At 33.4% G+C, this 14,728-nt stretch carries 9 protein-coding genes and 1 tRNA gene; 7 read left to right on the top strand and 3 right to left on the bottom strand.

Annotated features, from left to right (window positions below):
• Positions 1-28 precede the first annotated feature (28 nt).
• Both ACFQ1R_RS08665 and ACFQ1R_RS08660 read right to left on the bottom strand, forming a co-directional pair.
• The gene (locus ACFQ1R_RS08665; protein ID WP_379925759.1) at positions 29-889 is read right to left on the bottom strand and encodes a DMT family transporter; all 861 of its coding nucleotides are present in this window, start codon (positions 887-889) and stop codon (positions 29-31) included.
• A 116-nt stretch (positions 890-1,005) separates the two neighbouring features.
• Positions 1,006-2,394 (bottom strand): dipeptidase, encoded by a 1,389-nt coding sequence (locus ACFQ1R_RS08660; RefSeq protein WP_379925758.1) that lies wholly within the window; start codon positions 2,392-2,394, stop codon positions 1,006-1,008.
• A gap of 101 nt (positions 2,395-2,495) precedes the next feature.
• On the opposite strand from ACFQ1R_RS08660, the gene ACFQ1R_RS08655 reads away from it, so the two are divergent.
• The 6 genes from ACFQ1R_RS08655 to ACFQ1R_RS08630 all read left to right on the top strand — a co-directional run bounded on the left by ACFQ1R_RS08655 (position 2,496) and on the right by ACFQ1R_RS08630 (position 9,890).
• Positions 2,496-2,577 (top strand) — tRNA-Leu (locus tag ACFQ1R_RS08655).
• Positions 2,578-3,037: 460 nt separating this feature from the next.
• Positions 3,038-3,829 carry a gluconate 5-dehydrogenase gene (locus ACFQ1R_RS08650; RefSeq protein WP_379925757.1) on the top strand — a complete coding sequence of 264 codons (792 nt, stop codon included), beginning with the start codon at positions 3,038-3,040 and terminating at the stop codon, positions 3,827-3,829.
• Positions 3,830-3,847: 18 nt separating this feature from the next.
• The gene (gene uxaC / locus ACFQ1R_RS08645) at positions 3,848-5,248 is read left to right on the top strand and encodes a glucuronate isomerase (protein WP_379925756.1); all 1,401 of its coding nucleotides are present in this window, start codon (positions 3,848-3,850) and stop codon (positions 5,246-5,248) included.
• 75 nt (positions 5,249-5,323) lie between these two features.
• Positions 5,324-6,772, top strand: coding sequence for an MFS transporter (locus ACFQ1R_RS08640; protein WP_379925755.1), 1,449 nt, complete (start codon positions 5,324-5,326; stop codon positions 6,770-6,772).
• A gap of 40 nt (positions 6,773-6,812) precedes the next feature.
• On the top strand, positions 6,813-8,258 hold the full coding sequence (locus tag ACFQ1R_RS08635) for a tagaturonate reductase (protein WP_379926326.1): 1,446 nt from the start codon (positions 6,813-6,815) through the stop codon (positions 8,256-8,258).
• A 24-nt stretch (positions 8,259-8,282) separates the two neighbouring features.
• Complete coding sequence (locus ACFQ1R_RS08630; RefSeq protein WP_379925754.1) at positions 8,283-9,890, top strand: UxaA family hydrolase; 1,608 nt, start codon at positions 8,283-8,285, stop codon at positions 9,888-9,890.
• A gap of 66 nt (positions 9,891-9,956) precedes the next feature.
• Here ACFQ1R_RS08630 and ACFQ1R_RS08625 read toward each other — a convergent pair whose 3' ends face one another.
• Entirely contained in the window at positions 9,957-10,985 is a 1,029-nt protein-coding gene (locus tag ACFQ1R_RS08625) for a LacI family DNA-binding transcriptional regulator (protein WP_379925753.1), read from the bottom strand.
• A 436-nt stretch (positions 10,986-11,421) separates the two neighbouring features.
• On the opposite strand from ACFQ1R_RS08625, the gene ACFQ1R_RS08620 reads away from it, so the two are divergent.
• Positions 11,422-14,715, top strand: a complete 3,294-nt coding sequence (locus tag ACFQ1R_RS08620; RefSeq protein WP_379925752.1) for a SusC/RagA family TonB-linked outer membrane protein — start codon at positions 11,422-11,424, stop codon at positions 14,713-14,715.
• Positions 14,716-14,728: the final 13 nt, after the last annotated feature.

The raw sequence follows: 14,728 nt of genomic DNA, 5'->3' as shown, positions 1-14,728 counted from the left end.
TAAATTGCCTTGTTTGAGGGTCTGTTTTTTATTTATTTCTTGACCGAACACTTTCAATAACAACCGTAGCAAGAATTAACGAACCACCAAAAAACGTGTTTAAGGTAGGTATTTCATTTAAAAATAGAAATGCCAGTATAATGCCAAAAACTGGTTGTGTACTACTAATGATGCTAGCAGTACTTACCGAAAAATGTTTAAAACTACTAACTATCATGGTATGGCCAATAGCGGTTGTTATTAAAGCAAGCGAAACTACAAATGGAAACTGATTTGAAATATTTGAGGTATCCATATAAAAAATGGCAGGTAATAATACAATGCTAAGAATGGCTAGTTGATATAACATGATGCTTGTTCCTGTGTAGCGACTTATCAATTTTTTAGAAATAATATTGCGTAATGCGTATAAAAGTGCAGAGATAACGCCAAATAAAATAGCTTCAAAATAAGAACTTTCAGAGTTAAAACTAGGGGTTAATATATAAAGCCCTAATAAAACCATTAAGCTTAAAACAATGTACATGGGGTCGAATTTCACTTTAATAAAAAGTGGTTCAATAAGTGCAGTAAGCATTGGATAGGTGAATAATGATAGCATACCAATAGCTACGTTTGATAATTTAAGCGCGTAGAAATACGTTATCCAATGTGCACCAAAAAACAGCGCGCTAATAAAAAGGGTAGTAAAATCTCTTTTTGAATAAATTTTAAGATTTACTTTTTGGAAGTAACAAAACGCATATAAAAAGAGTCCACCTAAAAAACAACGACACCAAATAACAACAGGAGGTGCTAAATCTATAAACTTCCCTAACGGGCCAGACGTACTGCCAAAAAGTGTGGCTATTAAAAGAAAAATAAGGTTTCTTGAGTGTTGGTTTTTCATGGTGTATTACTAACTGCGTTAGCGATTGAAGTGAAAAGCCCACAGCTAGTACCGATTTTTATCGGGGCTAGCGAGGACTTGTAACGGAAAGCGCGACCCTTGTGGTAACGCCCATATTATTTTGAAAGTTCGGTGAAATATTTATAAAATAACGGAATGGTTTCGATGCCTTTTAGGTAATTGAAAATGCCGAAATGTTCGTTGGGTGAATGAATGGCATCACTATCTAACCCGAAGCCCATTAAAATGGTTTTGCTTTTTAGTTCTTTTTCAAAAAGCGAGACAATAGGAATACTACCGCCACTACGCTGAGGTATTGGGGTTTTGCCAAAGGTGTCTTGGTATGCTTTACTTGCGGCTTGGTAGCCAATACTGTCTATAGGGGTTACATAACCTTGCCCACCATGATGCGTTTTTACGTTTACGGTAACACCTTTTGGAGCGATATTTTCAAAATGGGTTTTGAATAATTGGGTGATTTCTTCCCAGTCTTGATGCGGTACTAAGCGCATGGATATTTTGGCATAGGCTTTACTGGCTATTACGGTTTTGGCACCTTCGCCTGTGTAACCGCCCCAAATACCGTTTACATCTAGGGTTGGGCGTATGGAATTGCGCTCGTTGGTGGTATAGCCTGTTTCGCCGTAAACAGCTTCTATGTTCAATGCTTTTTTGTAGCTTTCTAAATTGAAAGGCGCTTTTGCCATTTCAGTACGTTCTTCATTTGAAAGCTCTTCCACCTTATTGTAAAACCCTGGGATGGTGATGTGGTTGTTTTCATCGTGAAGAGAAGCAATCATTTTAGCTAAAATGTTGATGGGGTTTGCCACAGCGCCACCGTATAAACCAGAATGTAAATCGCGGTTTGGACCTGTAACTTCTACTTCCACGTAACTCAATCCGCGTAATCCTGTGGTTATGGATGGCACATCTTGGGCAATCATGCCAGTATCGGAAATGAGAATGACATCGTTTTTAAGTTTTTCTTGATTGTTTTTCACGAAAATGGCAAGGTTGGAACTGCCTACTTCTTCTTCACCTTCAATCATAAATTTTACGTTGCAAGGTAGTTGGTTTGTAGAGGTCATGAATTCCATGGCTTTTACATGCATGTACATTTGCCCTTTATCATCGCAAGCACCCCGTGCAAAAATGGCTCCTTCGGGATGTAATTCGGTTTTTTTAATAACAGGTTCAAAAGGAGGTGAATTCCATAAATTTAATGGATCTGGTGGTTGCACATCATAATGCCCATAAACTAAAACGGTTGGTAGGTTTTTGTTTATTATTTTTTCACCATAAACAATAGGGTAGCCGTCTGTTTTACAAATTTCGACGCTATCGCAACCAGCTTTTTCTAAACTGATTTTAATGGCATCTGCTGTTTTTAGAACATCCTTTTTATAAGCTGAATCGGCACTTATGGATGGGATTTTAAGTAATTCTATTAGTTCGTTAAGAAATCTGTCTTTATGTTCTTTAATATACGATTGTATAGTATTCATAGAAATATTTGTATAGTGTTTTCAAAAATATGAAAAAAAGAATGTTTTTACCCTTTAGAAGTTTGCAATTTAAAAATCTTGTTTATATTTGCACACCTTTAGCGGGCGTGGTGGAATTGGTAGACACGCCAGACTTAGGATCTGGTGCCGCGAGGTGTGGGAGTTCGAGTCTCCCCGCCCGCACTAAATATAGGAAAGCCGAATCGAGAGATTCGGCTTTTTTATTTTCTACTCAAAAATATAAAATTTTATAAATTAGGTAGCCATAAACTTATTTTCTATTTACATGACGGTACAGGATAGAAACAAACTTAATTTATTCTAAATTTCGACCGAAATTAACTTTGAGTTTGAAAATCATTTAAAATAACATATTAAAAGTAATTAAATTAGTATTTTAAAATAATTTTATTATTTTTGTGTAATCGATTACAGTGCGGTTATTTTTTACATTAAAGTAATCATAATAGTGCTGTTAACTTAAGCGTATTCTTTTGATTTAAGTGTTTAAGAGTTGGTTTTGATGAAAAGAATAGGCTAAAAAAAGAAAGCTCTAATTTTTGTAAATTTGAACTCTATTTAAAAAAATATAGAGTCATAAAATTTAATGAAATATTAAAACTAGGAATAAAAATATAAAATTATGTCAATAAACTTATTCGATTTAACAGGGAAAGTAGCATTAGTAACAGGCGCAGTACATGGATTAGGTATGGCGATGGCAAAAGGTTTGGGTAATGCAGGAGCTACTATTGTGGTTAATAATAACAGTGCTGATTCTTTGGATGCTGCAGTAGCAGAATATAAAGCATCAGGTTTAAATGCTTATGGTTATGTATTTGATGTTACTGATGAAAAAGCAGTAGCAGAATCTATAGCTAAGATTGAGGCTGAGGTTGGACCTATTGACATTTTAATAAATAATGCAGGTATTATTAAAAGAACACCAATCATAGACATGGAGGTTCCTGATTTTGAATTGGTTATAAAAATCGATTTGGTTGGGCCGTTTATTGTTTCAAAACATGTTGCAAAAAGCATGATAAAAAGAGGTGGTGGAAAAATAATTAATATTTGCTCTATGATGAGTGAATTAGGTAGAGACTCTGTAAGTGCTTACGCTGCTGCAAAAGGTGGTCTAAAAATGCTAACTAGAAGTATGGCTACCGAGTGGGCAAAATACAATATTCAAACAAATGGCATTGGTCCAGGATATTTTGCAACAAGTCAAACAGCACCAATTCGTGTTGATGGACATCCATTTAACGAATTTATTATTAATAGAACACCAGCGGCGCGTTGGGGAGATCCTGAAGATTTACAAGGTGCAGCCATATTTTTAAGTTCAAAAGCAAGTGACTTTGTAAATGGTCATGTTGTTTATGTAGATGGTGGTATTCTAGCTACTATTGGAAAACCTTCAAACGAAAATTAATTTCACATAAATACAAAAATGAGTACAAAATTTATTCACGACAATTTTTTATTAGAGAATAAATATGCTGAAGAATTGTATCACACGTATTCTAAACATCAGCCTATTATAGACTATCACAATCACTTACCACCACAACAAATAGCACAAGATAAAACCTTTAGTAATATTACTAACGTGTGGATAAACGGCGACCATTACAAGTGGCGCGCTATGCGTACTTTAGGTGTAAATGAAGAGTTTATTACAGGTAAAGGTTCAGATAAAGATAAATTCTTAAACTGGGCAAAAACAGTGCCTTACACCATGCGTAACCCATTGTACCATTGGACACATTTAGAGCTGGCTAGGTATTTTGATATCACCGATTTATTAAGTGAAAAGACCGCTGAAAGTGTTTGGGAACAAACACAAGCACAGTTAAATGCAGGAACACACAGCACACGACAATTATTACAAAAAGTAAATGCTGAATTGGTTTGTACTACTGAAGATCCTATTGATAACTTACAATATCATCAACAATTAGCAAAAAGCGATTTTAATGTAAAAGTTAGTACTGCTTTTAGACCAGATAAAGCCATTTTAATTAATGCAGATGGTTATAATTCATATTTGGATTCTCTTGCAAATGCTGCGGGTGTTTTAATCAATTCTTATGAAGATTTATTAAGTGCTTTAAGAAAACGAATTGAATTTTTTAATGCTAACGGATGCAAACTTTGCGACCACGGTTTAGATCAAATTTATTTTGAAAATTACACTGAAAGTGAAGTGAAATCAATTTTCGTTAAGAAAAGAGAAGGTAAAAATATTTCGAACGAGGAAGCTTTAAAATTCCAAAGTGCTATTTTAGTATTTTTATGCGAAACCTACCATGAGTTTGGTTGGGTACAACAATTCCATTTAGGTGCTTTACGAAATAACAATGCGCGTATGCATCGTATTTTGGGGCCAGACACAGGTTGGGATTCTATTGGCGATTATCCGCAAGCACAAAAACTATCAGCTTTTTTAAATGCTTTGGATAGTAAAGACAAGTTAACTAAAACCATTATATACAACTTAAATCCTGCCGATAATGAAGTTATGGCTACCATGATTGGTAACTTTAACGATGGTAGTGTAAAAGGTAAAGTTCAGTTTGGTTCTGGATGGTGGTTTTTAGATCAAAAAGATGGCATGACAAAGCAATTAAACGCACTATCAAATATGGGTTTAATTAGTTGTTTTGTTGGAATGCTTACCGATTCTAGAAGTTTCTTATCATTCCCAAGGCATGAATATTTCAGACGAATTTTATGTAACCTTTTAGGTGATGAAATAAAAAGAGGTGAATTACCAAATGATATGGAATGGATAGGAAAAATGGTTTCAGACATCAGTTACAATAACGCTAAAGACTATTTTAAGTTTTAAACATCAACTTTATAAACCACATTTAAATATATACTTAGGATAAGTGTATATTTAAAGCTAATTAAACTAATAATTATGACTCAAAACACATCAACAAAAGCAACAAAGTTTAGATGGACCATTTGTGGACTTCTATTCATGGCAACAACTATAAATTATTTAGATAGGCAAGTGCTTTCTTTAACATGGAAAGATTTTATTGCTCCTGAATTTCATTGGACTAACAATGATTATGGAAATATAACTGCATTATTTTCAATTTTTTACGCTGTTTCCTTGTTGTTTGCTGGTCGTTTTGTAGATATAATGGATACCAAAAAAGGGTTTCTTTGGGCTATTGGTGTTTGGTCTGTTGGTGCTTGTTTACATGCTTTTGCAGGTATTGCAACATCAGGTTATATAACAGGAAACTGGTTTGTTGGTTTTGAAGGGGCAAAAAACATAATTGAAACAGTTAACGATACAGGTTTAGTAATTTCAGTTAGTGTTACGCTGTTTATTTTTGCACGTTTCGTTTTAGCGTTAGGAGAAGCTGGAAATTTTCCAGCTGCAATAAAAACTACTGCAGAATATTTTCCTAAAAAAGATCGCGCTTTCTCTACAAGTATATTTAATGCAGGAGCAACAGTTGGTGCATTAGCTGCGCCAATTTCAATACCTTTCATTGCAGAAGCATACGGTTGGGAAATGTCTTTTATCATTATTGGAGCTCTAGGTTTTATATGGATGGGTTTTTGGGTGTTTCTATATGAAAAACCAGAAAAACATTCAAAAGTAAATGCAGCAGAATTGGAATATATTCAACAAGATATTATTGCAGATAGTAAAATAGAAGGATACATTCCTGAATCTGCAAAAAAAGTTTCTTTAATGGATTGTTTTAAGTACAAACAAACTTGGGCTTTTGCATTTGGAAAGTTCATGACCGATGGTGTTTGGTGGTTTTTCTTATTTTGGACACCAGCTTACTTAAGTTCGGTTTATGGTATGGATTCTACCCAAGCGGCGTTCCCACTATTTGTTTTGTATATGATAACTTTACTTTCAATTATAGGTGGATGGCTACCTACTTATTTTGTAGATAAAAAAGGAATGAACCCTTATGAAGGCAGAATGAGAGCTATGTTAATTTTTGCATTCTTTCCACTTTTAGCCTTAATAGCACAACCATTAGGACATTATACATATTGGATTCCTGTAATAATTATTGGAATTGCTGGTGCAGCACATCAAGCTTGGTCTGCAAATATTTTCACAACAGTGGGCGATATGTTTCCTAAAAAAGCAATTGCTACCGTTACAGGTATTGGAGGTTTAGCTGGAGGATTAGGTTCAACAGTTATAAATAAAGGTTCTGGGCTTTTATTCGATTTTAGTGAAAGTACAAATATGGCATTCATGGGCTTTAAAGGTATTGAATCTGGATATTTTATTATTTTTTCAATATGTGCTGTTTGTTACTTAATAGGTTGGGTGGTTATGAAAACGCTGGTTCCAAAATACAGACCAATAACAGATTTGTAAAAAATAATTTTTATTATTCATAAATATTAAAATGACAACAATTAAAAAATTAAATAGAAAAAATGTAGGTTTGGAAGAAAAACTTCCAATTAAAATAGTACAATTTGGTGAAGGAAATTTCCTTAGGGCGTTTATTGGATATGCATTCCAAGAACTAAATAAAAAAGCCGATTTTAACGCAGGTATTGCAGTAGTACAACCAATTGACAGAGGTTTAGTAAACATGCTAAACGATCAAGACGGGTTGTATACGCTTTTCATGAAAGGAGTTAAAAAAGGTGAAGAAATTCAAGATGTTGAATTAATTTCTAACATCGTAAAAGCGGTAGATCCATATGCTAATTTTCAAGATTACTTAAGTTTAGCTAAAGAACCATCGTTAGAGTTTATTATTTCTAATACTACCGAAGCAGGTATTGCTTATGTAGGTTCAGATACGGCAGAAATGCAACCTCCAAGTTCATTTCCAGCAAAATTAACAGTGCTTTTACACGAACGTTTCAAACATTTCAATGGCGATGCAGGTAAAGGTTTAACTATCATTCCTTGTGAATTAATTAACCACAATTCTGAAACTTTAAAAGAAATTATATTAAAGTATGTAATCGATTGGAATTTAGGTGATGACTTCAAAACATGGCTTTTAGAAAGTAATGCTTTCCACAGCACATTGGTTGATAGAATTGTTCCAGGGTATCCAAAAGATGAAATAGAAGCTTACAATGCACAATTAGATTATTCAGATAATTTAATAGTAGCAGCCGAAGTATTTTTACTTTGGGTAATTGAAGGGGGTAATGATTTGAAAGCAAAATTACCATTCCATAAAACAAGTTTAGATGTTAAGATTGTTGATGATATGCAACCTTACCGTACTAGAAAAGTTCGTATTTTAAACGGTGCACACACCGCCATGGTACCTTTTTCATTGCTTTATGGAAACAAAACAGTAAAACAATCTGTAGATAACGAATTTACAGGTCCATTCATACATAAAGCGGTTTTTGACGAAATTAGCGACACCCTTGAAATGGATAGAAACGAATTAAACAGTTTCTCTGATGAAATTTTCGATCGTTTCAGAAATCCATTCATCATTCACAACCTATCAAGCATTGCTTTAAATTCAATCTCAAAGTTTACAGTACGCGTACTACCAAGTTTATTAGGCTATGTAAAAATCAACAAAAAACTTCCAACCAATCTAACATTTGCGTTTGCAAGTTTAATACGTTTTTACAAAGGTACTTGGAATGGTGAAGCGTTACCAGTTCAAGACAGCGATGATATTGTGGCAACATTTGCTAAAATATGGAAATCAAATGATTATACTGAAGTAGCTAAAAATGCATTAAGTATAAGTGATTATTGGGGTGAAGATTTAACCAAAGTTGAAAACTTAACTGAAGCAGTTGCTTTAGCTCTAAAAGAAATTGATGCTAATGGTATTGAAGCAGGATTTGCTAATTACAGCAAAAAGTTTTAAACAGAACTAATTTAAATTATTAGTATGCAAAAGAAAATAATGAAAGTAAATGCATCCGATAATGTTGCAGTTGCTTTAGTAAATTTAACCGCAGGAGAAATTATTTCTTTTGAAGGAGAAGATGTTAAAGTATTATCAGACACTAAGTCAAAACATAAAATTGCTTTACAAAAATTTGAATCTGGAGACAGAATCATTATGTATGGTGTTTTAGTAGGTTCAGCTAATGGTGTTATTGAAAAAGGTGATGTGTTAACAACTGAAAATGTAAAACATCAAAGCGAAAAAGTATTTGGAAGAACTGAAACTTTTACATGGACAGCACCAAATGTTGATAAATGGAAAGATAAAACCTTTTTAGGATACCACAGAGAAGATGGGCAAGTAGGAACAGAAAACGTATGGCTATTTTTTCCATTAGTTTTTTGTGAAAACCGAAACATTGAAATTTTAAAAGATGTTTTTGAAAAAGAACTTTTAAAGCAAAAAGTAAACCCATATCAAACCTTATTACGCTCGTTAGTAAGTGGTAATGAAGAAACTGAAGTCGCTTCAACAACAACAGATGTTTTTGATAATATAGATGTGAAATTTATAACGCATCCAGGAGGTTGTGGTGGTATTCGTCAAGATTCTGAAAGTCTAGCTAAATTATTGGCAGGCTATGTAAACAATCCAAATGTAGCAGGAGCAACCGTATTGAGTTTAGGGTGTCAAAACCTTCAAATAAGTGTGTTTAAAGAAGCATTGAAAAATATCAATCCTAACTTAAACAAGCCTGTTCTTATGTTTGAACAACAAAAAATGGGTACAGTGGAAGAAATGCTTACTGCTATTGTAAAAGAATCTTTTGAAGCTATTAAAGTAGCCAACGTTGCAGAACGAAAACCAGCGCCATTATCTAAATTACGAGTAGGATTAGAGTGTGGAGGTTCAGACGGATTTTCAGGTATATCGGCAAATCCAACGTTAGGTGTTGTTTCCGATATGTTATCAGCTTTAAATGGTACAGCTATTTTATCAGAATTCCCAGAATTATGTGGTGTAGAGCAAGAATTAGTTAACCGTTGTGTGGAAGATGAAAAAGGCGAGAAGTTTTTAAAGCTTATGAAAGCTTATGAAAAATCAGTAGTTGATGCAGGATCTGGTTTTGATATGAATCCATCACCTGGTAACATAAAAGACGGTTTAATTACCGATGCTATGAAATCGGCAGGTGCTGCTAAAAAAGGTGGTACATCACCAGTACAAGATGTTTTAGATTATGGTGAATACATTACTAAACCAGGATTAAACTTATTATGTACACCAGGTAATGATGTAGAAAGCACTACAGCAATGGTAGGTTCTGGAGCTAATGTGGTATTATTTACCACAGGTTTAGGAACACCAACAGGAAACCCAATTGCGCCAATTATTAAAGTGTCTTCAAATACAGAGCTTAAAGAACGTATGCCAGATATCATCGATATTGAAACAGGTGCAGTAATACGTGGTGAAAAAACCATTGAAGAAATGGCAGATGAAATGTTAGGGTTTATTATTGAAGTTGCAAGTGGTAAAGTACAAACCAAAGCAAAATTACTAAATCAAAATGATTTTATTCCTTGGAGACGAGGTGTGTCATTATAAGAACTTAATAAAATCAAGCATAAAAAAACCAAGACATTTATCTTGGTTTTTTTATGTAATTATCTATTAGTTTTTTAGTTTTAAGGAAGAGTCTCTGATAATTAATTCTGGTGATAAAACAACTCGTTTCTCAGATTTAATTTTTTTACTATTGTTGGCTTCTTCTAAGAAAACTTTTGCAGCTATCCTACCCATTTCAATTGGTGACTGGTCTACAGATGTTATAGAAAGTTCCATAAATCTAGTGAAAGGTTCATTACTAAAACCAACTACACTTACATCTTCTGGAATTTTTAAACCATGTGCCTTTATTTCTTCAATAGCACCTAGTGCTGTAAAATCACTTGAAGAAAATATAGCATCAGGAGGATAATTCATATTTAAAAGTAGTTTAGTGGTTTTTCTACCTTCCAAAACTTTACTCATTGTTTCTATAACAATACTTTCATCAAATTCAATACCACTATCAATAAGGGCTTGTTTGTAACCTAAATATCTATTTTTAAAAATTTGCATTTCTCTATTGTTTGATAAATGAGCAATACGCTTACAACCTTGATTTATTAAATGCTTAGTAGCATCATAAGCACCTTTAAAATCATCAATAGTAACAGAGCTTACGCCAGGTATATCTTTTTTTCTGTCAAAAAATATTAGTGGAACACCTTTCCTAAGAAGCTTTTGAAAGTGTTCACTAGTTTCTAATTTAGCATTAGATATAGACATTAAAATACCATCTACCTGCGCATTAAGTAAGGAATTTATGTTTTCAATTTCTAAATTTTCTTGGTCATGGGTTTGGCATATAATAACATGATATCCATGTGGGTATAATTCTTCTTCAATACCTCTAATAACTGACGCAAAAAAATTACTATCAATACGCGGGACAATAACACCAATATTGAAACTTTTACCACTTTTAAGAGCCAAAGCAAGTTTATTTTGTTCATAATTCATTTCTTTAGCTGTGTCGTTAACTAGCTTGCGAGTAGCTTCACTAATTTTAGTATTACCATTTAAAGCTCTTGATACAGTAGCAGCTGTAATATTAAGTTTTTCTGCTATATCATAAATGGTTGTTTTTTTATTCATGAGTTATTAGTCCTTTTATTTAAGAATGTAAACTTATTAATTTGTTTGAAACATTTTAACATTTTTTTGTTAAATGCATCAACGCTTAGAAATAAAACTGCCAGTGCTATTTTACAGTGTGAATTTTTTAAGAAAAAATTAAGAATTGTAATGCAATATATATAATTTTTTTTATTTTTGTGTAATCGATTGCAATTATTAATTGAAAATAATGAATATTTTTTTTAATGATTATTTAAATTTTTCATGCGTAAAATAAAGATACCGCATTTCTATTTCATTAAGTCTTTTAAGAGTTTTTAATAAGAAATTAAGTACTGTTCAAAATATATTTTCCAACCAGTATACTATTAAAATAAACCAATTTAAGCCTATGAGTGAAAAAAACTATCAAAAGAAAAAACAATTAAAACAAAGCCAAACTAAACAATTAAGTATGAAAACAAAAAAGAATTTTAAATATTATTTCCTTCTTTTAGGGATATTATTTTATTTGCCAAATTATGCGCAAAACGTATCTAGTGTAAAAGGTACGGTAACAGACGAGACGGGAGTTCCACTTCCAGGAGTATCAATTATAATTAAAAATACAACCAAAGGGACTGCTACAGATTTTGACGGAAATTTTTCTATTAACGCCAATTCAAAAGATATACTAGTATTTAGTTTTCTAGGTTTTAAAACTCAAGAAATTTCTGTTTCAGGAAAATCAACTATAAATATATCTTTGGTTACTGATAGTAGCCAATTAGATGAAGTTGTTGTAATAGGATATGGAAGCACAACAAGAAGAGATGTTACTGGTGCAATTTCATCTGTTACAGGAGAAAAGTTAGCAGCAGTGCCTGTTCCAGATGCAGCCCAAGCTTTACAAGGCAAGCTGCCTGGTGTAAATGTTACAACTCAAGATGGACGACCAGGAGCTAATATTTCAATTCGAGTAAGAGGAGGAGGTTCAATTTCTCAAAGTAATCAACCTCTTTTTATTGTGGATGGATTCCCTGTAAGTTCTATTAGTAATATACCTGGTAGCCAAATTCAAAGTATTGACGTACTTAAAGATGCCTCTTCAACAGCCATTTATGGAGCAAGGGGTGCAAATGGTGTAATTATAGTAACAACAAAAAGTGGTAAAGTAGGGAAGACAACCGTTACTTATGACGGTTATACTCAATATAGTGTAATACCTAAATACATACCTGTAATGAATGGGTATGATTATATAGCCTACAACTGGGCTTATGCAGATGCTATTGGTTCTCAATATAGAGACGCATGGGAAAAGCTATGGCTTATTGGTTCTCAAAGTGGAAGTAATACCGCGGGTATAGATTATTATAAAACTGTTAAAAGTAGAGATTACACCAAAGAATTGTATAATAGTGCTTTTACTCATAATCATAACTTTAATTTAAGTAGTGGAAATGAAAATACTAGATATTTATTAGCTTTTAACCACCTAGACCAAGAAGGAAATAAAGTTGGTTCAGGCTACGAAAGAAGTAATGTGTCACTTAAATTGGATCAAAAATTAGGTAGCAAATTAGATTTCTCTTTAAATACACGTTATGCCCAAGAAAAGGAGTTAGATAATGATGGTAACTCAACCGCTTATTATTTCCGCCCTATTAATACTGTCGATGTGTTAGGAGATTTAGATGTTACTTCAAACTCTCAATTAGGAGATTATAACAGTATTTTACAAGATGCATTTAATCCAGCAGCTATATTAAACGATAATTTTAATTCAAACACCAAACGTTCTTTGGTAGCAAATTCAGCTTTAAGTTGGAAAATACTAGAAGGACTTACTGCAAAAACAGATTTAGGTTTAAGTGTTAACTGGAGTAGACGAAAAGTTTGGACAGGTGCTTATGCTAATAACTACATAAATCCTTCAACTGGAGAAAAAACATTTGGTGGTAATGCACGTTTAGTATCAAGCGAAGGTTGGAATTTACGTTGGGTAAATACCTTAAACTATGAAGTACAAGGTTTAGGCGATGACCACAAGTTAAGTTTACTTGCAGGTATGGAGGTTGCCGATTCTGGTTCTGAAAGTATTGATGCCAGAGGCGTTAGATATCCAAAAGCCTATGATGCAGACAGAGCTTTTGCAAACTTACGAGATTATGATACCACTCAAGGTGATCAAAACTTCTTCTTTTCAAATGTAGCACCTGCCAACAGATTGCAATCATATTTTGGACGTGTAAATTATTCATTATTAGATAAGTATTTGTTAACTGCTACATTGCGTGCTGATGGATCTTCAAGGTTCGCACCAAGTAATCGTTGGGGGTATTTTCCAGCTGCCGCTTTAGCATGGAGAGCTTCAAAAGAAGATTTCTTAAAAGAAGCTACTTGGATTGATGATCTTAAAGTGCGTTTATCTTACGGTTCAGTAGGTAGCGATGCCATAAGTTCAGAATTATGGAAACAAAGTTGGGCTTCTGGTGTTGGTACATATTCTATAAATGAAGTGCTACAGCCTAACTATACTCCAGCATCTGCATTGTTAGCAAACCCAGATTTAAAATGGGAAACAACCATTACAAGAAACTTAGGTGTAGATTTTTCTATTTTAAATAGTAAACTTTCTGGTACTATCGAGGTTTATAAAAATACGGTTAAAGATTTATTATTAGTATCACCAGTATCAGGTATCACAGGTTTTGAATTCACACAAGAAAACATTGGACAAACCAGTAATAAAGGTATCGAGATTTCATTAAATGCAGATCTAGTAACCTCCGAAGATTTTAATTTACAAGCCAGTATTAACGTAAACGTTAATAAAGGAAATATTGATAAATTAGCCGATGGGGTAGAGGGATCTTACGGCTCCGGTTGGGGTGGTGTAGCACAAAACCCAAGAGAAGATTATGTGTTTGAAGTAGGTAAGCCAGTTGGTTTAATTAGAGGCTATACACACGATGGATGGTATACTACAGATGATTTTGATTATAATCCAACCACTCAAATATACACTTTAAAGTCAGGAGTAGCAGATTATGCTAGTGGTGTATTAGGGTTTGTATATGGTACAAACTCAAACAAACCAGGATCGCAAACAGCTTATCCAGGAGTTCAAAAAGCAAAAGATTTAAATGGCGATGGATTAATTGATGATCAAGATATTACAATTATTGGTGATGTAAATCCAGCACATACAGGTGGTTTTAGTTTATCAGGAAACTATAAAGCGTTTGATTTTGCTTTAAACTTTAACTGGAGCGTTGGAAACGATATTTATAATGCAACACATCAACAAGCATATTTAGGAAATAAAGAAGCTGGTTTATATAGAAATAGATACCAAGAGTTAGCAGGTCATTATAAAATTTATGATATTATAAATGGGCAGTTAACCAAAGTTTTAGACCCAGCAGCATTAGATGCGCTTAATGCTAATGCTACAACACATTTGCCTTACCCAGAAAGCACTATAGTATCTACTTTTGCTATTGAAGATGGCTCTTTTTTAAGGTTGAACACTGCAACTTTAGGATATACATTATCTAAGTCGGTTGTTGATAGATTTGGAATTAACAGATTCCGAGTATATGGTTCTGTGTACAATGTATTTACTATAACAGGGTATAATGGTTTTGATCCTGAGGTAAATACAGATGCAACAAGAAGTCAATTCTACCCAACACCTGGGTTAGATTTTGGGTCTTATCCACGTTCTCGTACATTTACATTTGGTGTAAATGTTGAATTTTAATCTAATAAAAAAT

The organism is Mariniflexile jejuense (assembly GCF_042675665.1).
GTDB lineage: Bacteria > Bacteroidota > Bacteroidia > Flavobacteriales > Flavobacteriaceae > Mariniflexile > Mariniflexile jejuense.
The sequence above is the reverse complement of the archived record's forward strand: the minus strand, read 5'-3'. Positions and strand labels throughout refer to the sequence as shown.